The organism is Saccharomonospora cyanea NA-134, from assembly GCF_000244975.1.
Lineage (GTDB): Bacteria > Actinomycetota > Actinomycetes > Mycobacteriales > Pseudonocardiaceae > Saccharomonospora > Saccharomonospora cyanea.
This window is the reverse complement of record NZ_CM001440.1, coordinates 5,340,949-5,367,105: the sequence shown is the minus strand read 5'-3', so window position 1 is coordinate 5,367,105 and position 26,157 is coordinate 5,340,949. Positions and strand designations below refer to the sequence as shown.

The following is a 26,157-nucleotide window of genomic DNA, read 5'->3' as shown; positions in this document are numbered from 1 at the left end:
GTGGGGTGAAATCAGGTGGCCGGAAGACGGCTCTGTGCGGAACGTAACCGGTCGGCGAGGAGCTGTGGAGAAGCCGGCGAGAAGGCGATGGCCGGTTCCCCGCTGCCCGGAACCTCCTCGGTGAGCCAGCGGCCCTCCGCGGTGTCGATGTAGTTCACGGGGCGTTCGGCACGCTCCCGCCTGCCGCCGCGGTTGCGGGCGGCGACGTACAGGCTGCCGCCGCCCAGCCTCGGCAGTCCGAGGATGCGGCGCATCTCGGCAACCTCGGTGCTCGCCGCGCTGCGCCGCCCGGTGGACATCACCGAGAAATCGCCGCCGTCGAACTCACGCTGCTTCGCGCCGCCGGAGAGTTCGCTCTTCGAAACGCGCATGGCATGACCCCGGCCCGGGCCGAGGTTCGGCAACTGCGCGACGAAGTTCTCCATCAGCTCGTTCGGGTGGACGGACCCGAGTGCCACGGTGTTCGCGTCCGAGTTCCGAACCAGAACGAACGCCTCACCGGACGCCGTCCCCGCCAGCACCGTGTAGTTGAGGGCCTGCTTCTCGATGCCGCCGTTGATCCACGCGTAGTACTCCAACGCGGGGCGGGCGATCGCTTCCACCGTGGCCGTCAGTCCGGGGTGCACACTCCGGCCGTCGTGCAGTCCGAGGCGGGCCAACTCGGCGTCGGCCCGCTCGTCGGCCAGTTTCCTGCCGCGCTCGTCCTCCCACGTCGGTGTGCTCGCCAGCACGGTGTGGGGTTCGGCGCCGGTGCGGCGAATGAGGGTGAGCATGGTGGACGTCGACATGCTCACCTGCTGTTCCAGCACGGTGTTTCCCGTTCCTTCTTTCCTGGACGGACCCCGAGAGGGGCTACTCGCCGATGACCGGGGGCGCGGTGAGCTCGTCGCTGCCGAACAAGGAGTCGCCGTCCTCCTCGATCAGGTACTTCCGCTGGTGCTCCTCGTCCTCGGCTCCCTGGCCCCGGCCGCCGGCTCCGCCCATGGCACCCATCGGCATACCTCCCATGCCGCGCGCGCCGGCCCCGGCCGCTGCCGCGCCGCCCATCGCGCCACGACCTGCCAGTCCCGACGAGGCGCCCGGTGCCGCGGCGCCGCTCGCGGCACCCGGCCCGGCTGCGCCCATCGCACCGCCGACGCCCATCGCACCGCCGGCACCGAGCGCGCCCGGGCCGCCGGCGCCGCTGAAGCCACCGCCGCTACCACCCGGACCGAGGCCGCCACCGGGGCCACCTCCGGTGGACAGGTTCGGCGAATAGCCCCCGCCACCGGTGCTGAAGTCCGGAACGGTCGTCTTGGGCACGGTGAAGTTCGAGGCGCTCGTGCTGTCGTCGTACTGGCCCGGGGTGTACTGGTAGCCGGGCCCGCCGCCACCGGCGTAGGAGCCGCCACCGCCGGGGTAGGAGCCGCTGGGCACGCTGCCGCCGGGGTACGGACCACCACCGATACTGCCGCCACCGGCACCGCCGCCGGGGTAGGAGCCCCCGCCGCCGGGGTAGGAGCCGCTGGGCACGCTGCCGCCGGGGTACGGACCACCACCGATACTGCCGCCACCGGCACCGCCACCACCGCCGGTGCCGCTGCCGTCGACCTCGACGTCACCGAACTCGCCGTCGACGGTGCTGTAGTTGGGCATCGACTGGGCGTTGGAGCTGCTGGCCGCGTAGTAGGCGTTGTAAGCCTCGACGTTGGCCTGAGCCATCGCGTTGTACTGCTGGATGGCCCGGTCGGTGTCGGTCTCCCACGGCGTGATGTCGTTGAGGAAGTCGCTCTCCGGCGGCTGGGCGGGCACCGGCTGCACCTGCGACATCACCGTGTTGAAGGCGTCGAGCTGCGAGGCCATGGTGTTGTCGCTCTCGTACAGCTTGATCTGCGAGTCCTCCAGCCACTGCTTCAGCGGGTGGGCTCCGGCCTTGGCGGCCTCGGCGGAATCGCCCTGCCACGCCTCGTCCATCCTGCTGGCCAGGGCGTCCATCTCGCCGATCCGCTCGCCGAAGCTGTTCTTCAGCGTGGAGGCGGAGTCCCGGCCGGTCATCAGCGAGCTACCGTTGTCGCCCGCCCGGAGCTGCTCGTAGATCTGGTGCGCGTTGAGCTGGCGGCCACCGGCATCCGCCGAGTAGTCGCCGGCCTCGTCCTGCGTCATGGCGCCGTAGGCGGCGCCACCGCTCACGACACCGGCCACGATGGGAACCAGGAACAGTGGCATTCGTGATCAACCCCCCAGGGTGGTGATGGCGGCTTCGGCGACGTCGGCGGCCAGCCCGCACGACGCCTCGGCGGTCTTCGTCGAGGCGAGATTTGTCATGACGTGGAGAACTTCGCGTTCGTTGACGCCGATCCACAGGTCACAGATTCCCGAGTCCCTGCTGTCGAGGAGACTCGCGTAGACGGCGGGATACCCAGCGATCTCAGTGGGCTCGAAGTACTCGTTGGACTCCTTGTCCGCGTAGAGGGCGCTCAGACCGTTACCGTTCTCGGCGATGACCGTGAGGTCGACGGAGTCCAGGCTTCCTTCGGGGCGCTCCCAGCGACAGGCGCCGCTTTCCAACCCTTCGTTCGGCCTCGGCTGCCCTTCGGTGAGCCCGAGCTGGTCGAGCTGGGACGACGAGAGTGCTTGACACGGGTCGGTCACGAGGGATGCGGCGTCCAGCGGGTTCGACACCTTCGGAGCCTCGCCTCCGGTGCCCGCCGTGGAGGACGCGGGTGTCTCGGCCGGGCCGGGGAGACTCGGTGGGTTCGCCGCGGAGTCGTCACCGCAGGCGGTCAGCACGGACGCGGCGGTGACGAGTGCGAGTACCGAGACGGCGCGGGCCGTGCGGTTCATACCTCCATCACTCCCGAGCCGACGCTGTTGATGTCCTCCTGCGACTGTTCCTCGCGGGTGGTGATGCCGTCGCGGGCGTTGCGCAGCGCCTCTATGTACTTCTGGACGTAGTCCATCATCTTCTGGGTCGCCTGCAGGAAAGCGCGGCCCGAAGGGTTGGCGCACGCGGTGAAGTCCTCGCTTGCGGGCTCGGCACCCGGCGGCCGTACGAGAGCCATGTCCTGCGCCCGCCGGTAGTCGTCGTTGAGCTTTCCGTGCAGGTCCTCCCACTGGCGGATGACGTCGTCGATCTCCTCGCGAGAGAACTTGTAGCCACCACTGCTCGGCGCGGGAGCGCCCGCGACAGCGGGTGCCGCGACCGAGATCATCCCCCCGGCGGCTTTGCCGATCCCGGAGCCGCCGTCCACTGCTACGTGCACCATGCCCTGTCCCCTTCAACGCCTTGCGGTGAGAAGCAGTCTGCTCAGGGCGGCAGAAGCACGTCAAGCGCTGTTGTCGCCCGTAACGTCCGACGTGACGGTGGGCGCTCAGGTTCCCCCCTCGGGTCTCAAAACGGCAACGGCGGGATCCCGCGCACGGGATCCCGCCGTCGACGTCGGACAGATGTGGTCCTTACTGGGGGACGACCTCCAGCCGCAGGTCCACCGTCACCTCGGGGTGCAGGCGGGCCCGGACCTGGTGCTTGCCCAGCGTCTTGATGTGCTGGCCGGCGTCGATGATCCGCTTGTCGAGCTTCGGACCACCGGCCGAGGAGATCGCGCCGACGATGTCGGCCGCGGTGATGGAACCGAAGAGCTTCTTCGAGCCCTCCGCCGCCTTGCCCTTGACCTGCACGGTGCCGAGACCCTCCAGGGTGGAGCGGATCTCCTTGGCGTGGTCCAGGTCGCGGATGCGCCGCGCCTCCTGCACCCGCCGGATGGTGCGGATGTTCTTCTCCGCGCCCTTCGTCGCCGTGATGGCGAGGCCACGCGGCAGCAGGTAGTTGCGGGCGTAGCCGTCCTTGACCTCGACGATGTCGCCGGGGCCGCCGAGGTTCGCCACGTCGGTCGTCAGGATGATCTTCGCCATGTCTGACTTCCTCCTCAGCGAGCCGTCGACGTGTAGGGCAGCAGTGCCATCTCGCGCGAGTTCTTCACCGCGGTGGCGATGTCGCGCTGGTGCTGGCTGCAGTTGCCGGTGACCCGGCGCGCACGGATCTTGCCGCGGTCGGAGATGTACTTCCGCAGCATGTTGGTGTCCTTGTAGTCGATCAGCTCGGGGTGACCCTGCTTCTCGGCCTTGCAGAACACGCAGACCTTCTTCTTCGGCTTGCGAACTGGTGGCTTCGCCACGATGTACTCCTGGGGAACGTCGGTGTGGTTGGTTCGGGTCGAGGCTGCCGAGCCGTCAGAACGGCGGTTCGTCGGAGAAACCGCCCGAGCCGCCCGTCGGAGGTGCGGAGCCCCACGGGTCGTCGGCCGGAGCGCCACCGCCGCCGCCGAAGCCGCCGCCGCCTCCGCCGCCTCGGCTGACCTTGTTGACCTTCGCCGTGGCGTAGCGCAGTGAGGGCCCGATCTCGTCGACCTCGAGTTCGACGACCGTGCGCTTCTCGCCTTCCTTGGTCTCGAACGACCGCTGCTTGAGCCTGCCCTGCACGATGACCCGGGCGCCCCTGGTGAGGGTCTCGGCGACGTTCTCAGCCGCCTGACGCCAGATGTTGCAGCGCAGGAACAGCGCCTCGCCGTCCTTCCACTCGCCGGTCTGGCGGTCGAAGGTCCGGGGCGTGGACGCGACGGTGAAGTTCGCGACCGCCGCGCCGGACGGCGTGAACCGCAGTTCGGGGTCGGCGGTGAGGTTGCCGACCACAGTGATGATGGTGTCTCCGGCCATCGGTTATCAGGCCTTCGCGGCGGCCTTGGCGGCCTTCTTCGCGCCGCGCGGAGCGCGCCTGCGGACGACCTTGGTGCGCAGCACGGTCTCCTGGAGCGACAGCTGCCGGTCGAGTTCCTTCACCGCGTCCGGGTCGGTGTAGAGGTCCAGGACGGCGTAGATGCCCTCGGCGTGCTTGCCGATCTCGTAGGCCAGCCTGCGGCGGCCCCACACGTCCACCTTCTCGACGTTGCCACCAGACGAGCGGATGACCTGGAGGAAGTTCTCCAGAGTCGGCGAGACGGTGCGCTCGTCGAGCGACGGGTCGAGGATCACCATGACCTCGTAATGGCGTGACACAACCACTCACCTCCTACGGGCTTGAGCGGTCACGGACTGTCCGTGACAGGAGGGTTGTCGACCACAGAGTCTAACCGGGGTTTGTGACCAGGCCGTTTCCGCCCCTCGGCGAGCGAGTACGGGGTTCAGGCGGCGCGGCGCACGACCCAGCTACGCACGAGCCCGGCGGTGACGGCGGCCAGGGCCACGACGGCGAGCAACATCGGGAGCTGCACCGCCTGTTGCCGGTCCTGCGTGGCGAGCGCGTCGGCCTCGCCGGCGTCGCGCACGTCGGCCGCCCCGTGTGTGCTGTTGCCCGTGTTGCCGTCGACGACGCCGTACCTGGGTGTGGTCAACTCGCCGGGCAGGCCGCTCGCCGGGCCGTAACGCAGGTCCTCGGGAACGGAGATCCCGGCACCCGGTGCCTCGGCGACCGGGATGCCGCCGTAGTCGCGGCGCTCGGCCGTGACGTCCCCCGTGGTCTGGAGGCCGCCGTCGGGCAGGGAGGCTCGACGGCCGTCATCGCTGCCGCCGACCGTGCCGGACCCGGGGGCGTCGCCGCGGGAGTCGTCCGCCGAGCCGCCCGCCTCGCCCGACGGCTTCTCCTTCGAGGGCCTGGACGCGCTCGGGGCGGTGTGGTTGGTGGCTTCGACGGTCATCGAACACGCCTGCGCGACCCGCGTGGCGATGGTGTCGAGCGTCGTCTCCTGCGTGGAGGGCAGGGCGCCGAGACCGGCCTTGCCCTCCAGCGCGTCCCGGACGGCCGCGCCGATCACTTCCCCGTCGATGGCACTGGTGCGCCGGTCGGGAACGGTGCCGACCTCGACGTGTTCGTCCTCCATCTCCCTGGCGAGGTGGTTGGGCCAGATCGTGAGGTGGTGGATGACCACGATGGTCCTGGCCTCCTCGGCGCCCTGCCGCACCAGCTCGGACACGGCGGCGCCGTCCACGACCACGACGTCACCGACCCGGCCGCCGACCACCGAGGTGCAGCTGTCCGCCGTCACGGTGGCGGCCGAGGCCGTGCCCGCGGAGAGGACCGCCGCACCACCGATCACGGCCGCGGCCGTGGTGGCGGCGAGCGTTCGGCGAGCCACCCGGGTGAGAGTGGTGGAGCCGATTCGCACGGATGTCCTCCCTTGTCGGTGATGCGTCGATGAGCACAACGACGTGGACCCGAGGAAGGTGACGCGTCGGATCACAGTGACCTGGACTACATCCCCGGCCCGAGCGGCGCCCGTCAGCGCAGCAGCGTCCGCCGTGCCCACGTGTGGGCGAGCGCGGCGGCCACGAGCACCACCGACAGCACCGCGAGCAGCAACGGCAGCCGCTCGACGGCCTTGACGTCGTGCGAGGCGCGCGAGTCGTGGGGCGCGGCGCTGAACGTGCTCCCTTCGGCCTGCTGGGTGGGCGGTGCGTCGATGGCGCCTGGCGCGCGGTCGACGCTCACCCCTCCCCAGCCGCCGCCCACGGCCCCGGTGCCCGGAGGCGAGCCGGCCGGATGGGACGTCGGAGCTGCTTCCGAGACGTTCTCGGGGGCCGTGGTTTCCGGAGCGGGGAGCGAATGGGGTGCTTCGGTGCCCGCGTTCAGATCATTTTCGTCAAATTCATCCTGCGGTGTGTCACCCGGATTGGGAGAAGTTGTTTCTTCGTCGCCGAGAACGGGTCCGAAGAGTCCGTCGACGGTGTCCTTTCCGGTCTCGCAGACACCACTCAGGAGATCGACCAAAGTGTTCTTTCCACCGAGGTGGAGGGTGCTGGACAGCGAGACCGACAGGCCGCTGTCGTCGGGGTCGCTCTCGGTGTCGGTCGGCCGCTCGTCGGGGTTCTCCGACGGTGGTTCGTCCTTCTCCTCGGACGGTCTCGTAGCGCAACTACCTGCGGAGACGGGGTCCAGTTCCCGTGCTGCCGCGCTGCCTGGAAACACCAGCCACGCCGCTGCCGCCAGCGCCAGTCCCGTGGAGCCGATGCGCCTGATGTGCCGATACCCGCTTTCCATGAGCCGTGTCGCCCTCACTCTCGGGTGCGGTCCCCGTCCCGCCCTATTTCCCGTTGATGTGATCTTGGTCAAATGTCTGGGACACGGTCACGGTACTCGATTCCGCGAGCCGGGAATCGTTACCCTCGGGTGATGCAGATCGGCGCGCACGTTCGTGATGACGATCCCCTGACGACTGCTCGGGAACGAGCCGCGGAATCGGTGCAGTTCTTTCTCGCCGACCCGCAGAGCTGGAAGAAGCCGCAGCCGCACCCGCAGGCGACCGAGCTGGCCGACGCGGGCGTCGCGGTGTACGTCCACGCGCCGTACGTGCTCAACGTGGCCTCGCTCAACAACCGCATCCGGATCCCCTCGCGCAAGATGGTCGCCCAGCACGCCGCGGCCGCTGCCGAGACGGGGGCGCGGGGACTGATCGTGCACGGCGGGCACGTGCGCAGGGGCGAGGACCCCGCCGAGGGCTTGGCGAACTGGCGCAAGCTCTTCCAGCGACAGGAGGAGCAGGGCGGGTTCGGCGTGCCCGTGCTCATCGAGAACACGGCGGGCGGCGAAGGCGCCATGGCCCGCGACCTCGACGTGCTCGCCCGGTTGTGGGACGAGGTCGCCGACTTCGGCGCGGGGTTCTGCCTGGACACCTGCCATGCCCACTCCGCGGGCTGGGACCTGTCGGAGACGGTGGAGCGCGTGCGCGCGATCACGGGACGGATCGACCTCGTGCACCTCAACAACTCACGCGACGGCCACGGCTCGCAACGTGATCGCCATGCGAACGTCGTCGGTGGCGAGGGCACCATCGACCCGGAGCTGCTCGTCGCGGTGGCGCGGGAGGCCGGTGCGCCGGTGGTCGTGGAGACGCCCCAGGAGGGTCAGGCGGCCGACATCGAGTTCCTGCGCGCGAGGCTGTGATCGCCGCGCTCGGGCCTCTCCCCGCCCTGCCGTCGCCGCGGCCTGAGCACCACGGAGTCCTCGGCGCCGTCCAGTACACCACCGGTGGGATCGTCCGTGCCCGCGACCCGCACCAGGTCACGCGAAGGCCGGTAGATCTCCCGCAGGACGAGTACACAGAGCAGTACCACCACGATGTCGCGCACGACCACCGTGCCGAGGAACCAGCCCTCCGGCAGGCCCTTGTTGCCGGTGCCGAGGTAGTAGAACATCCGGGGCGCCCACACGAGCGCGTCGACCACCATCCAGCCGAGCAGCAGCCGCCAGCGCGGCAGTGCCAGCACGGCCAGCGGCACGAGCCACAGCGAGTACTGCGGGCTCCACACCTTGTTGGTGAGCAGGAACGCCGCCACGACGAGGAAGCACAACTGCGCCACCCTGGGCCTGCGAGGAGCCGAGAGGCCCACGTAGGCGATGCCCGCGCACAGCGCGAGGAAGAGCGCCCCGCTCACCGTGTTGAGCACCGTGGGAGCTTCACCGGGCGCGAGTGGCCCGTCGAAGCCCTGCCAGCCGGTGAAGTACGAGACGACGTTGTACAGCGAGTCCGGGTCCATGTCCCGCTGGGTGTTGAGACGGAAGAACTCCGACCAACCCTCGCGCAGGAACAACATGAAGGGCAGGTTGATGACGCCCCACGTGAGCACCGCGGTACCCGCGGTGCTGCCCCACGCCTTCATCTTCCCGGCCCGCAGGCACAGCACGAGCAGCGGGCCGAGGAAGAACAGCGGGTAGAGCTTCGCCGCCGCCCCGACACCCAGCAGCACTCCGGCGAGCACCGGTTTCCTGCGCGACCAGGCGAGCAGGCCCGTGGCCGCCGCGGCGGTGGCGAGGGCGTCGAAGTTCGTGAACGCGTGTACCACCACGAGCGGTGACACGGCCACGATGGCGGCGTCCCACACCCGGCGCCGCGCGGTCCGGGCGACCGCCCACACGGTGACGAGCCACGCCGCCGACAGGAAGAAGGCCGTGATGTTGAAGTACACCGCCACGGGCAGGGCACCCGGCAGCCAGCCCGACTCGGCCGCGGCGGTCCAGCCGTGTGTCAGCTTCGCGTTGACCCACTGGAACAGGCCACTCAGTACCGGGTACTCCATGTACCGCACCTGCTCGTGCTCGGTGCCCTCGTTCTCCACCCAGCTCGTGGCGTAGGGGAAGGAGTCGGGCTCGTCGAGCCGTTCGGCGGTGTAGAGCGGGACGATGTCGGAGTAGCACATCGCCACGTACTGCCTGCCCGACCGCCAGTCGAGTTCGGCGTCGCCGTCGTCGGTGACGTACTGCTGGATGCACGCGGCCTTACCGAACCAGCCGGCGGTCAGGGCGAGGACGGCCAGCAGGAGGCACACCCGCAGCGGTGTCCAGAACCAGTGCCTGCCCACAGCGGCGTGCGTGCCCAGCGGTCCGCCCAGGGGGCGGGTGGCCGCCTGGGCGAGTGGGTCGGACCAACTCGGCACCTCCCGCTGCGTGGCGTCCAGCGACGCGGTGTCGGGCGTCGGGGCAGAAGGCGGGCCATGGATATCGCTGGACACGTCGCGAATGTTACGTGTCGCTGCTCAGGGGGTTATGGCCCCGTCGGCTACTCCTCGCCGCCCCCTCTGCCGTTGTTCTGGTCACCGAACCAGTCCCCCCAACCGCCGCCTGGCTCTTCGGGAGGCCCGCCGGGGTTCGAGTAGCCGGGGTCCTCGTCCTCCGACTCGGGAGGCGTGTTCGATGACGAGCTGGTGTTGTCGGGGGTGTCCGTGGGCGGCGTGGTGGTCGACTCCTCCGTGGGCGGCGTGGTGGTCGACTCCGTGTTCTGCTCCGGCTGTTCGGGAACCGGTGTGGTGGGGATCTTGCCGATCGGCTCCACCTCGGGGAACTCCAGGAGCGGCTTGCCCTCGTGGTAGGTGTCCATGAACAGCTTCCAGATCTCGCCCGGAAGCCCGCTGCCGTAGACCCGGTTGCCCGCGGCGTCCCGGATGGGCTCGTTCCTGCCCGTGCCCACCCACACGGCGGCGGAGATCTGCGGACTGTAGCCCACCATCCAGGCTTCGGCGTTCTCATCGACCACGGCGCCACCCGGGTCCACGTACTGGTGCGTACCGGTCTTGCCCGCGCAGGCGCGTCCGCCCGCACAGGTCAGTTCGGAGTACTCCAGCACGGGGATGAGCGACTTGGTGACGTTGCCCGCGATCTGCTTGCTCTCGGCCGGGTCGCTGGAGAAGGCGGGCTCGCCCTCGGTGGCGACCTCCGAGGTCTCGTCGAAGACGATCTCTCCGTCCGCTGTGGTCAGCTTCGCGACGAAGTGCGTCTCGTGCCGCATGCCGTTGTCGGCGAACGTGGCGTAGGCGGCGGCCATGTGCAGGGGCGAGACCATCGTGTCGCCACCGCCGATGGAGATGTTGCCGTCGAGGGTCGGCATGGTGGGCTTGCTGTCGACTCCGTTGCCATTCTCGGGGATGCCCGCCGCCATCGCCGCGTCGACGACGGCCTGCGGTCCCACCTCGTTCACGACGATGTCGTAGAACACGGTGTTGATGGAGCGCTTCATGGCCTCTTCGACCGTGCAGTTGGTGCCGCAGCTTTCGTTGCCCGAGTTCCGCACCTTGCGGTCGCCGAACATCCTCGGCGAACTGCCGTCGTAGGTCTCGCCGAGTCCCTTGCCCTCCTTCAGCAGGGCGACGAGGTCGAACGGCTTGAACGACGAGCCCGGGTTCCGTTGGGCCGACGCCCAGTCGTACTGACCGCCCGCCACCTCGGAGTCGTACGGACCACCGTAGTAGGCCCGCACGCCGCCGGTCTTGGGATCGACGGCGACGAGAGCCTCCATCAGCTTCGAATCCTCGCCCTCCATGACCTGTTCGACGGCTTTCTCGGCGGCTTCCTGGGCCTTCTGGTCGATCGTGAGGTAGACCTTGTAGCCGCCGGCCTGCAGCTTCTCCTCCGGATAGCCCTTGGCCTCGAGTTCCTGCTTGACCTTCTGCTGGATGAACAGTTCGGGGCCACTGATGGCCTCGGGCCTGGAGTCCTCCAGCGGGATGAGTTCGGGCAGCTTCGCCGCGTCGCGCTCGGCCTTGGTGAGCCAGCCGTTGGCCACCAGCTGGTTCATGACGTAGTCCCAGCGTTGCTGACGGACCTCCGGCTTCTCGGAGCGGCCCGGTTGCTGGATCATGCCGGCGAGCAACGCGGCCTCGGAGACGTTGATCTCCTTGGCCGACTTCCCGAAGTACGCCTGTGACGCGGTCTCGATGCCGTACGCGCTACGGCCGAAGAAGATCGTGTTGAGGTAGGCGGTGATGATCTCTTCCTTGGACTGCTCGTTGCTCATCTTGAACGCCTTGACGAGCTCGGTCCACTTACGAGTGAGCGAGTACTCCTCGTTCTCCGTAGCCTTCTTGATGTACTGCTGGGTGATGGTGGAACCGCCGCCGACACCGCCGGTGGCCTGGTTGTACACCGCGCGCAGGATACCGCTGATGTCGAAGCCCGGGTTCGTCTCGAACGTGGCGTCCTCGGCCGCGTAGACGGCGCGCTTCACGTGGTCCGGGATCTCGTGGGGCTTGAGCAGGATGCGGTTGCCGCCGTCGGGCGGGACGTCGCGGCCCATCTCGGTCTTGCCGTCGGCGTAGTAGTAGGTGACGACCTTGGACTGCTGTTGGGCGACGTCCTCCGGCGAAGGCACGTCCACGAGGAAGTAGGTGATGGCGAACGCGGTGGCGGGCAGCACGAAGAAGAAGGCCACGAAAGCGTAGAGACTGCGCCGGATGATCTTCCAGCGGCGCTTGCGGCGTTGCGCCGGGGTGAGGGCGGCCTTGCCCTTCCGCTTCTTGCCGCCACCTTCACCGCCGTCACCGCCGTCACCACTGTCGCCGTCCACGTCGTCGAGGCCGGGTTCGTAGTGGCGGTCCTCGACGCGTTCGCCGCTGTCGAAGCCGTCGTCGTCGAACTGGTCGTAGGCGCCGGGGCCTTCGGTGGTGCCGTTGTACGCGCGGTGGGTGATGAGCTCGGGTTCCCGCTCCGAGACTCCGGAGGCCGGCGCTCCGGCGCCCGCTGCCGCGCCGGCCGCGGCGGGTCCCCCGGGGCGTTCGCCCGGTCGCCGGGGTGGACGTTGCCCACCGGGAGGCGCGCTCGGCCTATCGGCCGCCCTGCGGTGGGCCACCGCTCGCGGAACGCGCGGTCGACTGGGGCGGCTGCCTGCGTCCGGCGGGGGGCAGGGGGCGTTCACCCGGCGCGCCCTGGGGGCGGGGGCCACGGCCTGCGGGTCGCTGGTCCGGACCGCCGGGTCGCGGCTGCCCTGCCTGAGGCGGCTGTGACGGCTGTGGTGGGCGTTGCGGGTTCTGAGGAGGACGCTGCCGCTCCGGTTGCCGCGCACCGGTCGGTGGAGCGCCCTGGGGCGGCCGCGGGGGCCGACCCGGCTGCGCCGGTCGAGGGGGACGGCGTTCCGGAGGGCGAGGTGCGCGCGGGCGGTCGTCGCTCGCCGGCCACTGAGGGCCGGCGGACCTGCCGCCCGGCCCCTCGGCGCCGGGCCACCGCGTCTCGCCCGGTTCGTCCTCCGGCCAGTGATGGTTTCCCTGGTCGTTCACTCAAGACCCTCCCAGATCGGCGCCTGCTGACACGCCGTTCTGCGAACCGAACCTACGTGCGCCTGCGGCAACGAGTGTGGCAACAAGTGTGCAGCCGGTGTCGTGTGTCACTGACCTGCGGTCCTCCGGGACGGCGGATTCGGGGCTCCGGTTCCGAGGACGTATGACTTCACGAGATGGTTCCAGCCGCACGACCGGCACACCTCGACCACATAGACGGTGAACTCGCTGAAACGGTTCGCCATCCGGTCGAGTTCCTCCGGCGCCCTGGCCGACCCCGCCGCGTGCCGGAGCTCGTCGCCGTAGACCCAGGCGACGTTCGTCAGCGCGGTTTCCCTGCACACCGGGCACGCCGTCGGGCTGGGGGTTCCGTGGAACCGAGCCGCCCGAAGCAGGTACGGAGTGGCATCGCAGACGTCAAGGGTGCTGACCCGGCCCGAGTAGTACTCGGCCAGCACCGCACGGCGCTGGAGCGCGTAGTCGACGACCTGCCGCTGGTTTCGCACCCTGACAGCGTACGGCTTCTTGCCGACACGAGGGCGCGGGACGGGCGGCCCGACGCTGGGTAACGGCCCGGACACGCCGATGTTTCGATAACGATTCGATGAACAGTGCGCCTGATGTAGGTGGGGTGGAGGTTAGCTGCACCACTTCGATGTATCGGCGCGATATAAATGCGCGCTAGGTTGGGTACTCGGTACGTGGCGGCCCCATGACACCAACGCCGGGGGTCGCTCGGAACGTTCCGTGAGGAGGTGCACTGTGCTGGAGCTCGCGATCCTCGGGCTGCTGCACGAGGCGCCGATGCACGGATACGTGCTGCGCAAGCGTTTGCACGAGACGCTCGGCATGTTCCGCACGTTCTCCTACGGCTCGCTCTACCCGACCCTGCGGAGGCTGCTTCGCGCAGGGCTGATCGTGGAGGAGTCCGCTGAGGTGACCACCGGCTGGAACCGGCGCGCCAAGCGCGTCTACAAGCTGACCGCCGAAGGCAAGGAGCGGTTCTCCGAACTGCTCGCCGACGCCGGTCCGCAGACCTGGGACGACGAGGGCTTCGGGGTCCACCTGACCTTCTTCTCCCGGACTCCGGCCGACGTGCGGATGCGAATTCTCGAGGGCAGGCGCCGCCGCGTCGAGGAGCGTCGCGAAGGCCTTCGGGCAGCGTTGGCCAGGGCCGAGGAGAAGATCGACCGCTACACCCGTGAACTGCACCAGCTCGGGCTGGAGGCCAGTGAGCGGGAGGTGCGCTGGCTCAATGAGCTCATCGCGCACGAACAGGCCGAGCAGCGGGGACAGCAGGGCTGAACCGGATCGCCGCCGCTCGGCATCAGTACCCAGCAATGACTAGTAAGGAGATACCGGCATGGGCGAGAACCGCCGCGTAAGGGTGGCCATCGTTGGCGTCGGCAACTGCGCGGCGTCGCTTGTTCAGGGGGTCCACTACTACCGGGACACCGACCCGAGCTCGCGCGTGCCCGGGCTGATGCACGTGCAGTTCGGCGAGTACCACGTAGGGGACGTGGAGTTCGTCGCGGCCTTCGACGTCGACGCGAAGAAGGTGGGACAGGACCTCTCCGAGGCGATCCTCGCCAGCGAGAACAACACCATCAAGATCTGCGACGTCCCGCCGCTCGGCGTGACGGTGCAGCGCGGGCACACGCTCGACGGGCTCGGTCGGTTCTACCAGGAGACTATCCAGGAGTCGGACGAGCAGCCGGTCGACGTCGTGGAGGCGCTGCGCGCCGCGGAGGTGGACGTCCTGGTGTCGTACCTGCCCGTGGGTTCCTCGGAGGCGTCGAAGTTCTACGCGCAGGCCGCGCTCGACGCGGGAGTGGCGTTCGTCAACGCCATCCCGGTGTTCATCGCGTCCGACCCCGAGTGGGCCGCCAAGTTCGAGGAGGCGGGCGTGCCGATCGTCGGTGACGACATCAAGTCGCAGGTCGGCGCCACCATCACCCACCGCGTGCTGGCGAAGCTCTTCGAGGACCGCGGTGTCCAGCTCGACCGCACCATGCAGCTCAACGTGGGCGGCAACATGGACTTCAAGAACATGAAGGAGCTGGAGCGGCTGGAGTCCAAGAAGATCTCCAAGACGCAGGCCGTCACCTCGCAGATCGAGCGGGACCTCGGCAAGGCGAACGTGCACGTGGGTCCGTCCGACTACGTGCAGTGGCTCGACGACCGCAAGTGGGCCTACGTGCGGCTGGAGGGGCGCGCGTTCGGTGACGTGCCGCTGAACCTCGAGTACAAGCTGGAGGTCTGGGACTCGCCGAACTCGGCGGGCATCATCATCGACGCGGTGCGCGCGGCCAAGATCGCGAAGGACCGCGGTATCGGCGGCCCGCTGCTGTCGGCGTCGTCCTACTTCATGAAGTCGCCGCCGAAGCAGTACGACGACTCGACCGCCCGCGACGCCGTGGAGAGCTTCATCCGGGGTGACGTGGAGCGCTGAGCGGCGCCCGCGCCGGGACCGAAAAGGCCGAAGGAAGGCCGAAAGAAGGCCGCTGCCGCCGGAAGGCGGTGGCGGCCTTCGGCTTTTCGAGGCTGGGCGTCCCCGTGGTTGTCGTGTGAGGGAGCCTACGGTCGGTTTTAGTTAGCATCACTAAGCAACTTTGTTAGCCTGGGGCGAGTGAGTACAGGTCACCACCCCAGCGTGTTATCCGCGGTCAAGGGACAGCCCAAACAGGTGTGGATCACCGCGTTCGCGGCTGTCATCGCGTTCATGGGCATCGGCCTCGTCGACCCGATCCTGCTGTCGATCGCCGAGGGGCTGAACGCCACGCCCTCGCAGGTCACCCTGCTGTTCTCGTCGTATCTCGGTATCCAGGTGCTCGCGATGCTGGTCACCAGCGCGTCGAGCGCACGGTTCGGGGCGAAACGGACGGTGCTCGTCGGCCTCACCCTGATCGTGCTCGCCACGCTCGCCTGCGGCCTCGCGGGCGACATCGAACAACTCATCGGCCTGCGAGCCGTGTGGGGACTCGGCAACGCGTTCTTCATCGCCACCGCGCTTTCGGTGATCGTCGGTGCGGCCACCGGCGGCCAGGCCGGCGCCGTCCTGTTGTACGAGGCGGCGCTTGGGCTCGGGCTCGCCGTCGGCCCGCTGCTCGGCGCGGTGCTCGGCGACATCTCCTGGCGCGGCCCGTTCTTCGGCACGGCCGCTCTCATGGCGATCGCCCTGATGTTGTGCGCGGTGTTCCTGAGGCGGGACGCGCACGAGCGGCGTCCCCGTGTCCGAATCAGCGATCCGTTGCGAGCCCTGCGCCACCGTGGGCTGCTGCGCGTGTCGATCGGCTCGGCCTGCTACACGGCGGCGTTCTTCACCGTGCTCGCGTGGTCACCGTTCGTTCTCGAATGGGGCGCGGTCGCGATCGGGCTCGTATTCTTCGGCTGGGGCGTGTGTGTCGCGGTGGCCGGTGTCGTGCTGGCTCCTCGGCTGGCCGCGCGGTTCGGTGAGGCGAACGCCACTGTGGTGTCGGTGCTCGCCTACGGGGTGCTGATGCTGGTGATGCTCGTTCCCGCCAAGCCGTTGCTCGTGGTCGCGATCGTGGCGAGCGGACTGGTGTCCGGACTGCTCAACACGCTGTTCACCGGGACGGCGATGTCGATCAGTGACGCACCACGGCCGGTGGCCAGTGCCGGCTACAACTTCTGCCGCTGGCTCGGTGGCGCCGCCGCCGCGACGCTGGTCGGGCACATCGCGGAGTGGTTCGCCTACGACCACGCGCCGTTCCTCGTCGCCGCGGTGTTGTGCGTGCTGGCGGGCGGGGTGCTCGCGGCCCGACGGAGCGCGCCGGAACCCACCGTGGCCGCCGAGCACGTGTGACCCACGATCGTGGACCAACAGGTTTAGGCCGTTTGTTTGATGTTCACCGTCAGGCATACCGTGGCTTGCTTTGCACACCTAACGTCACCGGAGCTTGCCCTGATCGAGTGATGGAGGCCGTGTGTCCACTGAGCCGAGACGACTGCTGCCCCTGCTGAGCTCTCACCGTCCTGGCCGTTCGGCCGTCACGTGCGAGTACCGCTGTGGCAACGCCTGCGCGCACCCCGCGCCCAACACCTCCGACAACAGCTACTTCGGTGACATCGCCAAGAACGTGGTGTCTCGGCGCGGGGCGTTGAAGGCGACGGCGGTGATGTCGGCGACCGCGGCCGGGTTCGCGGCGTTGTCGGGCACGGCCGCCGCCGAGGCAGGCGTTCCCGCCGCGCTCGCCGGGCGTGGCAAGGAGAACGGCCACGGCAGGCCGTCGCGCCCCGTGCCGGGTACCGACTTCACCCCGGTCGCTCCCAACACCGCCGACGCGGTGACGATCCCGGACGGCTACGACCAGGAGGTCGTGATCCGGTGGGGCGATCCGGTGCTGCCGGGTGCTCCCCGGTTCGACTTCCACAACCAGACCGCCGAGGCGCAGGCCAGGCAGTTCGGGTACAACAACGACTTCGTCGGCCTCATCCCGCAGGACTCCTCGGGGTGGCGTCACCTCATGGTGGTGAACCACGAGTACACCACCGAGACGCACATGTTCCCCGCGGGCACCTACGACCCCGACAACCCGACCGAGGAACAGGCGCGCATCGCGTGGGCGGCGCACGGCCTTTCGGTGGTGCAGACCGTCCGCGATCCGCGAGGCGGCCTGCGTGTGGTGCCGAGCCGGTACAACCGGCGGATCACTCTCGACACCGAGTTCGAGGTACGTGGTCCGGCCGCGGGTTCGGACCACCTGAAGACGTCGGCCGACCCGACGGGGCGCGTCGTGCGGGGCACGATGAACAACTGTGCGGGCGGGGTCACCCCGTGGGGCACCGTGCTGTCGGGTGAGGAGAACTTCAACCAGTACTTCGCCAACGCGAACTCGGTGACCGACCCGGTCGAGGCCGAGCGGCTCCGCCGTTACGGGATGGGCGGCGCCGCGACCAACCGCAAGTGGGAGCGGTTCGACAAGCGATGGGACATCGCGCAGGAACCCAACGAGCCCAACCGGTTCGGCTGGGTCGTGGAGATCGACCCGCACGACCCCAACTCGAAGCCGATCAAGCACACCGCGCTGGGGCGGTTCAAGCACGAGGGTGCCAACGTCAAGATCACGAAGGACGGCCGGGTGGCCGTGTACTCCGGTGACGACGAGCGCTTCGACTACATCTACAAGTTCGTCTCCAACGGCAGGTACAAGCCGGGCCGCAGCGCACACGCCCGCAGGCACAACTCCCGCCTGCTCGACGACGGCACGCTGTACGTCGCGAAGTTCACCGGCGACAGCCCGAGCAGCGAGATCGACGGCAGCGGCGCCCTGCCGTCCGACGGGGAGTTCGACGGCAGGGGAACGTGGATTCCGCTCGCCAGCGGCAACGTCTCGCACGTACCGGGTATGACCGCCGAGGAGGTGTACGTCTTCACGCGACTGGCGGCCGACAAGGTGGGTGCCACCAAGATGGACCGCCCCGAGGACATCGAACCGAACCCCGTCAACGGGCGCGTCTACGCGGCACTGACCAACAACAGCGACCGCGGTGCCGCGGGCAAGGGAGCCGCCGACGAGGCCAACCCGCGCAACGGCAACCGCAACGGCCACGTGCTGGAGTGGGATGAGGACCGCGGCGACGCGGCGTCGACGACGTTCTCGTGGCGGCTGTTGCTGGTGTGCGGTGACCCCGCTGCCGCCGACACCTACTTCGGCGGGTTCGACAAGAGCCAGGTGAGCCCGATCTCCTGCCCCGACAACGTGGCGTTCGACAGGTACGGCAACCTGTGGATCTCCACGGACGGCAACGCGCTCGGCTCGAACGACGGGCTGTTCTCGGTGCCGGTCGACGGCCCGAGGAGGGGTCAGGTCAAGCAGTTCCTGACCGTCCCGATCGGCGCGGAGGCGTGTGGCCCGGTGGTCACCTACGACGTCGTGCTGGTCGCCGTGCAGCATCCCGGCGAGGGCGGCACCCCGGAGAACCCGGAGTCGCACTGGCCGGACGGCGGCTCCGCCCAGCCGAGGCCGTCGATCGTCGCGGTGTGGAAGAAGGGCCGGTGGGGACGTTCGGGACGGATCGGCTTCTGACGCCTGAGACACCCACGCGGTGAGGGGTCGGTCGGCACACGCGTCTACCGTGGACGCATGGCTGACCGACCCCTTGCTCTTGTCACAGGTGCCACCCGCGGCATCGGCGCGGCCGTGGCCTCCGCCCTCGCCCCCACCCACCGGGTGCTGCTCGGTGGCAGGGATGCCGAGGCGCTGCGGGCGCGAGCGCGGGAGCTCCCCGGGGCCGAGCCGTGGCCTGTGGACCTCACCGACGCCGAGGCGCTGCGGGAGGCCTGCGAGCGCATCGACGCCCTCGATGTGCTCGTGCACTCGGCGGGTGTCGCGAAACTCGGCTCGGTGGCGGAGTCCGAAGCCGCCGTGTGGCGGGAGAACCTGGAGGTCAACATCGTCGCCGTGGCCGAACTGACGCGGCTGACACTGCCCGCCTTGCGTGCCGCCAAGGGCCACGTCGTCTTCGTCAACTCGGGCCAGGGGCTCGCCGCCCGCGCGGGCTGGGGGCCGTACGCGGCGAGCAAGTTCGCCGTCCGCGCCTACGCCGACGCGCTGCGGGCCGAGGAGGAAGGCCACGGTGTCCGGGTGACGAGCGTGTACCCGGGGCGTACCGACACCGAGATGCAGCAGGCCGTGGTGAACCACGAGGGTGGCGAGTACGACCCGGAGAGGTACCTGCGCCCGGAGTCCGTCGCCGCGGCCGTGGCGGCCGCCGTGACCGCGAGCCCGGACGCGCACCTGACGGAGTTGACGATCCGGCCGAGGCCGGTGCGTTAGGACTTCTTGAACTGTGTGAAACGGATGCGGTTGCCGAAGGGATCGCGCAGGCCGCAGTCCGTTCCGTACGGGCGTTCGGTGGGTTCCTCGGTGAACTCGACGCCCCGCTCCCGCAGGGTCTCGTAGGTCTTGTGGCAGTCGTCCGTGCTGAGGATGAGCCAGCCCCCCATCGCTCCCTTGGTGACCAGGTCACGGACCTGCCGCGCGGTCTCCTCGGACATCGCCGGAGCGCCTGGCTGCTCCAGCAGGATCTGCCGGTCACGGTTGCCCGGGACGCAGACGGTCAGCCAGCGCATGAACCCCATGTCGATGTCTGCGGTGATCTCGAGGCCGAGCTTGCCGACGTAGAACTCCAGGGCCTCGTCCTGGTCGAGAACGTAGATCTGTGACTGCGTGATGGCGTTGAACATGTCCATCACGCTACGGCGGGACCGACCGGAGAACTTCTCCGAAACTGCTCTGTTGGATCGGTCAGTCGCGTGGCCGTGTCCACGCCATCATGAAGCACGTCGGGATGACGGCCGCGGCCGCTTGCCTGCGGTACGTCCTGGGTGAGTGGCCGACGATGTCGCGGAACGTCCGGCTGAAGGTGCCCAGGCTGCCGAAGCCGACCTCGAAGCAGATCTCCGTGACACTGCGGTCGGTCTCCCTGAGCAGGAACATCGCGCGCTCCACGCGGCGGCGTTGCAGGTATCGATGCGGTGTCTCGCCGAACGTGGCCCGGAAGGTGCGCGTGAAGTGCGCTTCGGACACGTGCGCGATCCGGGCGAGCGCCGGGACGTCCAGCGGCTTCGCGTAGTCGCGGTCCATGGCGTCGCGGGCCCGGAGCATGCGGCGGTTGGTTTTCTCCCTGCCATCCATGGCGCGGCTCACAGCGTCATCTCACCACGTCATCTCCCACGTGACCACGGGTGCTGTGCCACTGCGTCGTACCCGTCACTTGACTCCTCACCCACTTTGGTGACATGGTTACCCACATGACTAATGAACCAAAGTGGTTCGTCGGGCGGGGAGCTTGATGGAAGACGGCCGCCCGCTGTTCCTCCAGATCGCGGAACAGCTCGAGGACGCGATCATCGACGGCTCCTTGCCGGAGGAGAGCCGAGCGCCGTCCACCAACGAGCTCGCCGCGTTTCACCGGATCAATCCCGCGACGGCCGCGAACGGCATCAACAAGCTCGTGGCCGACGGGCTGCTCTACAAGAAGAGGGGGGTCGGAATGTTCGTGACAGCCGGGGCGCGCGAGACGTTGCTGCTGCGGCGCCGCAACGCGTTCGCGGAGAAGTTCATCGCGCCGTTGCTCGCCGAGGCTCGCCGACTGGGGATGGACGCGGAAGACCTGAAGAAGATGATCGACAACTGGAAGGACGACGCATGACCGTGGCCAGCCTGCGGGGGGTGACCAAGCGCTACGGCTCCACCACCGCCGTGTCCGACGTGTCCTTCGAGTTGCGGGAGAACCGCATCCACGGCCTGCTGGGCCGCAACGGCGCGGGCAAGAGCACGGTGATGCGGATGCTCACCGGCCAGGACCTGCAAAGCGACGGCACCATCGAGGTGTTCGGAGCCTCGCCGTACGAGAACGCCGACGTGCTGCGTCAGGTCTGCTTCATCAAGGAGTCGCAGAAGTACCCGGACATCTTCCGCGTGCGGCACGCGTTCGAGGCCGCGAGTCTCGTCTTCCCCAACTGGGACGCCGACTTCGCCGCGGAACTCGTCGACGAGTTCCGTCTGCGTACCAAGCAGCGGATCAAGAAGCTCTCCCGTGGTCAGCTCTCGGCCGTCGGCGTGATCATCGGACTGGCCGCCCGCGCGCCGCTGACGTTGTTCGACGAGCCGTACCTCGGGTTGGACGCCGTGGCCAGGCAGTTGTTCTACGACCGGCTGCTCGCCGACTACGCGGAACATCCCCGCACGATCGTGCTGTCCACGCACCTCATCGACGAGGTCGCCGACCTCATCGAGCACGTCATCGTGATCGACTCCGGGCGCATCCTCATGGACGACAGCTCCGAGGTACTGCGTTCGCAGGCCGTCACGGTGACCGGTCCGGCACAGGAGGTGGAGCGGTTCGCGGCGGGGCACACCGAACTGCACCGGGAGCAGCTCGGCGGGATCCTGCGCCTCACCATCCAGGGCTCGGTCCCGCCGCAGGAGGCGGAGAACCTCCAGATAGAGCCCGTGTCACTCCAGCAACTCGTGGTCCGCGCGACCCAGACGGCCGGCCGTGAGCGGGCGCTCGCGGGCGCTACGAACGGTAAGGAGGCCCGGTGATGGGGCAGCTCGTGCGGGTGGCGAGGATCCAGCTCGTCAACGCGTTCTCGGTCCTCGTCCTCCCGATGTTGATCGTCACTCTCGTACTGTTGGGCAACGTCCTGCTCGCCGGGCTGTTCGGCACCGACGGGGGGTTCGCGACCGGCGGCCTCATGGCGCTCTACGTCACCATGCTGGTCGTCCACCTCCAGACGATGACGCAGATGTTCCCCTTCGCCCTCGGCCTCTCGGTGACGCGGAAGGCGTTCTTCGGTGCCACGACGCTCGTGGTGCTCGGTCAGGCGGCGGGCTACGGCGCACTGCTCACGGCGGGCAAGCTCGTCGAGGAGGCCACCGACGGCTGGGGAGTCGAGCTCACGTTCCTCGCGTTGCCGTTTTTGAGCCACGACAACGTGCTGCTGCAGTTCCTCACCTACACGGTGCCGCTGGTGACGTTGTCGTTCCTCGGCGTCTGGGTCGGCATCGTGTTCAAGCGCTGGAACCAGTTGGGTGTGTGGGCGCTGGCGGTCGCCTTCGGAGCGCTGGGCGTCGGACTCGTGCTGCTGTTCGAATGGCAGGACTGGTGGGGCGAGCTCGAACACTTCTTCACCTCCCAGCCCGCCATCGCGTTCCAGGCCGGCTACCCAGCCGTGATCACCTTGCTGTTCGCCGGTGCCGCCTACCTGACGACGCGTCGCGCCGTGCCCTGACGGGTTGCGGAAAGGGGGATCAGCGCAGGTGGGCGGCGGCTTCGGCCACGTCCGCCTGCGCTTTGGCGCGGTCGATGCGGGTCGGCTCGCCGTCCGCGACCACCCGCTCGCCCGCGACCCACACGTCGGTGACCTTCCGCGAACCCGCCGCCCACACGAGGTTGGCGAGCAGTTGTTCGTCGGGAACGTCCAGCCCGGTGGCGAACGCGGGATCGTCGACGTCGACGTGCACGAGGTCGGCCCACCGGCCCGCTTCGAGAGCGCCGATGTCGTCGCGGCCGAGAGCGGCCGCGCCGCCCCGGGTGGCGAGCAGCAGGGCGTCGGCGGCGCCCACCGCAGTGGCGTCCGCTGTGGACAGTCGCGCGAGCATGGCGGCGAGCTGCACCTCCTCCCAGAGATCGAGGTCGTCGTTGCTGGCGGGGCCGTCGGTTCCGAGCCCGACCGCGACCGACGCGGCTCGCAGGTCGGTCAGCCGGGCGATGCCGGAGGCCAGCTTCGCGTTCGAGCCGGGGCAGTGCGCCACTCCGGCGCCGTTGCGCGCCAGTAGCGCGATGTCGGCGTCCGACAGGTGGACGGCGTGCGCGGCGAGCAGCCGGCCCCGCAGCAGGCCCACCTTCTCCAGCAGGGCGGGAACGGAGCCGTGTTCGGCGCGCTGCGCGGTGTCCTCGTCGGCGGCCTCGGCCACGTGGATCTGCACGAGCGCCCCTCGTTCGTCGGCCGAGGAGGCGACCGCCTCCAACGCCTCGACGGGCAGCATGTAGGCCGAGTGCGGGGCGTAGGTGAGCTCGACACGGTCGCCGTCGCCGAACCGCAGGCCGTCGGCGTCGATCCAGCGTTCGGTCTCGGCCAGCATCGCCTGCCACCGCAGCCCGGGCAGCTCGATGATCGGCGCTCCCAGCACGACACGCGCACCGGTGGCCAGCACGGCGGCCGCCATCTCCTCGGCGTGGAAGTACATCTCCGCGCTCGTGGTCACTCCCCGGCTCAGCATCTCCACCGACCCGAGCGTCATGCCCGCCCGCACGTCGCCGGGCCGCAGCTTCGCCTCCGCGGGCCAGATCACCTCGCGCAGCCAGCGAAGCAACGGGAGATCACCACCCATGCCGCGCAGCAGCACCATGGGGCTGTGCGCGTGGGTGTTGACGAGCCCGGGCAGCAGGATGCCGTTCAGGCGGCGGGTCTCGGAGGGAGCCCGCGAGCCGGTCGGTGCCGTCTCGGCGGGGCCGCAGTAGGAGATCCTTCCGGAGTCGTCGACGTCGACGACTCCGTCCCGCACGACGGAGCACGTGGGATCGGCGGGCAGTACGACGGCGGCGTGGAGTCGGAAGGCCATGCGCCGATCGTAGGGGACTACGCGCCGTCCATGATCCCGTTTCGCCACGCCCACGCCGCGATCTCCACACGGTTGCGCACCCCGAGCTTGTTCTGCACCGAGGCGAGATGGGTCTTCACGGTGGACAGCGACAGGTACAGCTCGGCGCCGATCTCACCGTTGGTCAGTCCCCGCGCGGCCGCCCGCACGACGTCGAGCTCCCGTGGTGTCAGCTCCACTGCGGGTGTGGGCCGGTCCGTCACCCGGTTGGTGCCGAAGTGCCTCAACAGGCGCACCGTGACCTGCGGCGACACGAGCGCGTCACCACGGGCGGCCGCGCGCACGGCCTCGATCAGCAACGCGGGCCCGGCGTCCTTCAGCAGGAACCCGGAAGCGCCGCCCTGCAACGCCGCGTGCACGTACTCGTCGAGGTCGAACGTGGTGACGACCACGACCTTGAGCGGGTCGGCCACGTCGGGCCCCGCGAGCTGCCGGGTCACCTCCAGACCGTCGAGTCCCGGCATACGGATGTCGAGCAGGCAGACGTCGGGGCGCAGTTCCCGAGCCTGCCGCACGGCCTCCACCCCGTCGCTGACGTCGGCGACCACCTCGATGTCGTCCTGCGCACCGAGAATCATCCGAAAACCCGCGCGCACCATGTCCTGGTCGTCGGCGATCAGTACCCGGATCACTCGCCGTCCTTCCTGCCTGCCTCGCCCGTGGGTGGGATCAGTGGGAGCACAGCCTCGACGAGCCAGCCGCCCTCCGGTGACGGCCCCGCCGACAACCGGCCGCGCAGGAGGTCGACTCGTTCCCGCATGCCGACCAAACCGTATCCGGAGTCCTCGGACGGCCGTGTCGCTCGGGTCTGCTCCGCGTTGCCGGTGCCGTCGTCGGTGATCCGGATGCGGAGTTCTGCGCCCACCGTGCCGACGGTGACGACCGCCCTGCTCGCCCCCCTGGCGTGTTTGCCGACGTTGGTCAGCGACTCCTGCACCAGCCGCAACGCCGACCGTGCCACCTCGGGTGGGAGGTCGTCGGGCACGTCCACGGTGAGTTGGGTCGGGACACCGTGGTTTCCGGTGTCGACAAGTCGACGCAGGTCCGCGGCGAGATTCGTGGTGGCCTGCTCGCTGAACTCGCTGGCACCCGCGGGCGCGTCACCGCGCATGCTGCGCACCAGCCTGCGCATGGCCGTCATCGCGTCGGTTCCCGCCCGCTCGATCTGGCCCAGCGCGTCGACGACCACGGCCGGGTTCCGCTCGGCGAGCATCCTCGCCGCCTGGGCCTGCACCACGATTCCCGTGACGTGGTGAGCCACGACGTCGTGCAGCTCGCGGGCCAGGGCCATCCGCTCGGCGGTCTGGGCGTCGCTCACGGCGGTGGCGACGACCTGCGCGCGTTCGGAGTCGCGGGCGCGGAGGAACATCCCGAGGGCCACGCAGATCCCCAGCAGCAACAGGGCCGCCACGAACATCACCCGCAGGCCCTGGAAGTTGGGCGTGTTCGCGCTCGTGACCAGGGCGACGGCCACGGACTGGAGCGCGATGAGACCTGCCGCCCGGGTGGGTGTCTCGTGGCGCACGACCAACACGACCACGGCCATGCCGCTGACGATCTGGCTGAAGGGCATGCCGTAGAGCTCGGCGTAGGTGTGGCTCGCGCCGGTGAACCAGAGGACGCTGCCCGCGATGATCACGAGCGCGCTGTAGTACGCCGCCGCCCACGCCGGGATGCGAGAGGCCAGCAGCGCGACCACGGCCGTGCCGAAGGAACACAGCAGCACGAAGACCCCGAAGCCGTGCGCCGACGCGGCGTAGAACGTCTCCAGGAACAGGACGGTCGCGAGCACGCTGACCAGGGGCCACTGCTGCCGCATCAGTGCCGTGAAGGTGCTGCGTTCCCGGCGCCGCCGCCGAGGCCTGCGCTGGTAGGTGCCCGCCAACACGGTCAGCAGGAGCAGGACGAACCCGGCGAAGATCGTCGCCGCGAGCTGACCGTCGTAGATCCACAGATGGGCCCGCACCACCGCGGCCATGGTGGTGGCGAGCACGAGCGCGGCGGTGACGGCCGTCGCCGCGAGCGGGGAGAGCGTCAGCACGGCGTAGTACACGAGCTCCACACCCGCGACGGTCTCGGCGAACGTGATGTCCTCCAGCAAAGCCGTGTACGAGACGGTGCCGGTGGTCGAGATCAGAGCGCTGGAGAGCAACAACACGGCGGCGCCGGTGAACCCCGCGGGCAACGGTCTGCGGTGGGCCCACACGGCGCATGCCGAAAGCGCCACGATGCCCGGAAACAGCCACAGGTCCTGGCCGAGAGGGCCGACGGAGTCGAAAGCGGACGCGGCGATGATCACCAGATCGCACAGCACGGCGGCGAACAGCACGATCCCGGGAAGGCCGAGCCGTTTCGAGGCGAGCGCGGTGAGTTCGCGGGCTGACCGAGTGGGCACGCCTCGACGGTAGAGCAGCCGAGGGCGTGCCCAGCGCGGCCATCCGGCCATCTTCACCTCGGTCGATCGGCCGAGGCGTACGGACCCGCTTCCACCCGTCCGTCCGAGGTGGAGAGA

Annotated in this window: 27 protein-coding genes; 9 read left to right on the top strand and 18 right to left on the bottom strand. The window is 69.3% G+C overall.

All coding sequences use genetic code 11. The features are described 5' to 3' along the window. Positions 1-11: 11 nt before the first annotated feature. From SACCYDRAFT_RS25155 to SACCYDRAFT_RS25110, 10 genes are all read right to left on the bottom strand, one after another. Positions 12-809, bottom strand: coding sequence for an ESX secretion-associated protein EspG (locus SACCYDRAFT_RS25155; protein WP_043536914.1), 798 nt, complete (start codon positions 807-809; stop codon positions 12-14). A 43-nt stretch (positions 810-852) separates the two neighbouring features. Then, positions 853-2,205, bottom strand: a complete 1,353-nt coding sequence (locus SACCYDRAFT_RS25150) for a hypothetical protein (protein ID WP_005460554.1) — start codon at positions 2,203-2,205, stop codon at positions 853-855. 6 nt (positions 2,206-2,211) lie between these two features. Further along, complete coding sequence (locus SACCYDRAFT_RS25145) at positions 2,212-2,823, bottom strand: DUF3558 domain-containing protein (protein WP_005460552.1); 612 nt, start codon at positions 2,821-2,823, stop codon at positions 2,212-2,214. Beyond that, positions 2,820-3,245, bottom strand: coding sequence for a hypothetical protein (locus SACCYDRAFT_RS25140; protein WP_005460550.1), 426 nt, complete (start codon positions 3,243-3,245; stop codon positions 2,820-2,822). The genes SACCYDRAFT_RS25145 and SACCYDRAFT_RS25140 overlap by 4 nt, the downstream gene beginning before the upstream one ends. A gap of 190 nt (positions 3,246-3,435) precedes the next feature. Then, positions 3,436-3,891: a 50S ribosomal protein L9 gene (rplI, locus tag SACCYDRAFT_RS25135; RefSeq protein WP_005460548.1), complete on the bottom strand. Its 456-nt coding sequence runs from the start codon at positions 3,889-3,891 to the stop codon at positions 3,436-3,438. A gap of 14 nt (positions 3,892-3,905) precedes the next feature. Next, on the bottom strand, positions 3,906-4,154 hold the full coding sequence (gene rpsR / locus SACCYDRAFT_RS25130; protein WP_005460546.1) for a 30S ribosomal protein S18: 249 nt from the start codon (positions 4,152-4,154) through the stop codon (positions 3,906-3,908). A gap of 55 nt (positions 4,155-4,209) precedes the next feature. Further along, complete coding sequence (locus tag SACCYDRAFT_RS25125; protein ID WP_005460541.1) at positions 4,210-4,692, bottom strand: single-stranded DNA-binding protein; 483 nt, start codon at positions 4,690-4,692, stop codon at positions 4,210-4,212. A gap of 6 nt (positions 4,693-4,698) precedes the next feature. After that, positions 4,699-5,031, bottom strand: coding sequence for a 30S ribosomal protein S6 (gene rpsF, locus SACCYDRAFT_RS25120; RefSeq protein WP_005460540.1), 333 nt, complete (start codon positions 5,029-5,031; stop codon positions 4,699-4,701). Between the two features lie 125 nt (positions 5,032-5,156). After that, a complete protein-coding gene (locus SACCYDRAFT_RS25115; protein ID WP_005460539.1) occupies positions 5,157-6,137 on the bottom strand; it encodes a hypothetical protein in 981 nt (326 codons plus the stop codon). Between the two features lie 113 nt (positions 6,138-6,250). Beyond that, the gene (locus SACCYDRAFT_RS25110; protein WP_005460538.1) at positions 6,251-7,009 is read right to left on the bottom strand and encodes a hypothetical protein; all 759 of its coding nucleotides are present in this window, start codon (positions 7,007-7,009) and stop codon (positions 6,251-6,253) included. A 132-nt stretch (positions 7,010-7,141) separates the two neighbouring features. On the opposite strand from SACCYDRAFT_RS25110, the gene SACCYDRAFT_RS25105 reads away from it, so the two are divergent. Then, positions 7,142-7,912 (top strand): deoxyribonuclease IV, encoded by a 771-nt coding sequence (locus SACCYDRAFT_RS25105; protein ID WP_005460537.1) that lies wholly within the window; start codon positions 7,142-7,144, stop codon positions 7,910-7,912. Here SACCYDRAFT_RS25105 and SACCYDRAFT_RS25100 read toward each other — a convergent pair. From SACCYDRAFT_RS25100 to SACCYDRAFT_RS25090, 3 genes are all read right to left on the bottom strand, one after another. Then, positions 7,873-9,477: a glycosyltransferase family 87 protein gene (locus SACCYDRAFT_RS25100; protein ID WP_005460536.1), complete on the bottom strand. Its 1,605-nt coding sequence runs from the start codon at positions 9,475-9,477 to the stop codon at positions 7,873-7,875. The two genes, SACCYDRAFT_RS25105 and SACCYDRAFT_RS25100, sit on opposite strands and share 40 nt — an antisense overlap. 47 nt (positions 9,478-9,524) lie before the next feature. Then, positions 9,525-12,086 carry a transglycosylase domain-containing protein gene (locus tag SACCYDRAFT_RS25095; RefSeq protein ID WP_005460535.1) on the bottom strand — a complete coding sequence of 854 codons (2,562 nt, stop codon included), beginning with the start codon at positions 12,084-12,086 and terminating at the stop codon, positions 9,525-9,527. Positions 12,087-12,617: 531 nt separating this feature from the next. Next, on the bottom strand, positions 12,618-13,016 hold the full coding sequence (locus tag SACCYDRAFT_RS25090) for a DUF5318 family protein (protein WP_043537538.1): 399 nt from the start codon (positions 13,014-13,016) through the stop codon (positions 12,618-12,620). A gap of 256 nt (positions 13,017-13,272) precedes the next feature. Between SACCYDRAFT_RS25090 and SACCYDRAFT_RS25085 the strand changes: the two genes are divergently transcribed. The 5 genes from SACCYDRAFT_RS25085 to SACCYDRAFT_RS25065 all read left to right on the top strand — a co-directional run bounded on the left by SACCYDRAFT_RS25085 (position 13,273) and on the right by SACCYDRAFT_RS25065 (position 19,310). Next, positions 13,273-13,815 carry a PadR family transcriptional regulator gene (locus SACCYDRAFT_RS25085; RefSeq protein WP_005460533.1) on the top strand — a complete coding sequence of 181 codons (543 nt, stop codon included), beginning with the start codon at positions 13,273-13,275 and terminating at the stop codon, positions 13,813-13,815. Between the two features lie 58 nt (positions 13,816-13,873). Beyond that, positions 13,874-14,962: an inositol-3-phosphate synthase gene (locus tag SACCYDRAFT_RS25080; protein WP_005460532.1), complete on the top strand. Its 1,089-nt coding sequence runs from the start codon at positions 13,874-13,876 to the stop codon at positions 14,960-14,962. 177 nt (positions 14,963-15,139) lie between these two features. Then, positions 15,140-16,336: an MFS transporter gene (locus SACCYDRAFT_RS25075; RefSeq protein ID WP_043536911.1), complete on the top strand. Its 1,197-nt coding sequence runs from the start codon at positions 15,140-15,142 to the stop codon at positions 16,334-16,336. Between the two features lie 121 nt (positions 16,337-16,457). Next, positions 16,458-18,560: a PhoX family protein gene (locus SACCYDRAFT_RS25070; protein WP_005460530.1), complete on the top strand. Its 2,103-nt coding sequence runs from the start codon at positions 16,458-16,460 to the stop codon at positions 18,558-18,560. A 57-nt stretch (positions 18,561-18,617) separates the two neighbouring features. Next, the gene (locus SACCYDRAFT_RS25065; protein ID WP_005460529.1) at positions 18,618-19,310 is read left to right on the top strand and encodes an SDR family oxidoreductase; all 693 of its coding nucleotides are present in this window, start codon (positions 18,618-18,620) and stop codon (positions 19,308-19,310) included. Here the strand turns inward: SACCYDRAFT_RS25065 and SACCYDRAFT_RS25060 are convergent. Continuing rightward, the gene (locus tag SACCYDRAFT_RS25060) at positions 19,307-19,720 is read right to left on the bottom strand and encodes a VOC family protein (protein WP_043537537.1); all 414 of its coding nucleotides are present in this window, start codon (positions 19,718-19,720) and stop codon (positions 19,307-19,309) included. The two genes, SACCYDRAFT_RS25065 and SACCYDRAFT_RS25060, sit on opposite strands and share 4 nt — an antisense overlap. 61 nt (positions 19,721-19,781) lie before the next feature. Next, complete coding sequence (locus SACCYDRAFT_RS25055; protein WP_005460527.1) at positions 19,782-20,171, bottom strand: helix-turn-helix domain-containing protein; 390 nt, start codon at positions 20,169-20,171, stop codon at positions 19,782-19,784. A 157-nt stretch (positions 20,172-20,328) separates the two neighbouring features. Here SACCYDRAFT_RS25055 and SACCYDRAFT_RS25050 point away from each other — a divergent pair, with 157 nt between their 5' ends. The 3 genes from SACCYDRAFT_RS25050 to SACCYDRAFT_RS25040 are packed head-to-tail and all read left to right on the top strand — an operon-like array spanning position 20,329 to position 22,273. After that, a complete protein-coding gene (locus SACCYDRAFT_RS25050) occupies positions 20,329-20,688 on the top strand; it encodes a GntR family transcriptional regulator (RefSeq protein WP_005460526.1) in 360 nt (119 codons plus the stop codon). Beyond that, positions 20,685-21,584, top strand: coding sequence for an ABC transporter ATP-binding protein (locus tag SACCYDRAFT_RS25045; RefSeq protein WP_005460525.1), 900 nt, complete (start codon positions 20,685-20,687; stop codon positions 21,582-21,584). The genes SACCYDRAFT_RS25050 and SACCYDRAFT_RS25045 overlap by 4 nt, the downstream gene beginning before the upstream one ends. Continuing rightward, positions 21,584-22,273: a hypothetical protein gene (locus SACCYDRAFT_RS25040; RefSeq protein WP_005460524.1), complete on the top strand. Its 690-nt coding sequence runs from the start codon at positions 21,584-21,586 to the stop codon at positions 22,271-22,273. The genes SACCYDRAFT_RS25045 and SACCYDRAFT_RS25040 overlap by 1 nt, the downstream gene beginning before the upstream one ends. 19 nt (positions 22,274-22,292) lie before the next feature. On the opposite strand, the gene SACCYDRAFT_RS25035 is transcribed toward SACCYDRAFT_RS25040, so the two are convergent. Genes SACCYDRAFT_RS25035 through SACCYDRAFT_RS25025 form a run of 3 tightly spaced genes read right to left on the bottom strand, consistent with a single transcriptional unit; the run spans position 22,293 to position 26,091 of the window. Then, complete coding sequence (locus SACCYDRAFT_RS25035; RefSeq protein ID WP_005460523.1) at positions 22,293-23,606, bottom strand: amidohydrolase family protein; 1,314 nt, start codon at positions 23,604-23,606, stop codon at positions 22,293-22,295. A 17-nt stretch (positions 23,607-23,623) separates the two neighbouring features. Next, positions 23,624-24,277, bottom strand: coding sequence for a response regulator (locus SACCYDRAFT_RS27230; protein ID WP_005460521.1), 654 nt, complete (start codon positions 24,275-24,277; stop codon positions 23,624-23,626). Next, positions 24,274-26,091 carry a sensor histidine kinase gene (locus SACCYDRAFT_RS25025; RefSeq protein ID WP_005460520.1) on the bottom strand — a complete coding sequence of 606 codons (1,818 nt, stop codon included), beginning with the start codon at positions 26,089-26,091 and terminating at the stop codon, positions 24,274-24,276. The genes SACCYDRAFT_RS27230 and SACCYDRAFT_RS25025 overlap by 4 nt, the downstream gene beginning before the upstream one ends. Between the last annotated feature and the right edge of the window lie 66 nt (positions 26,092-26,157).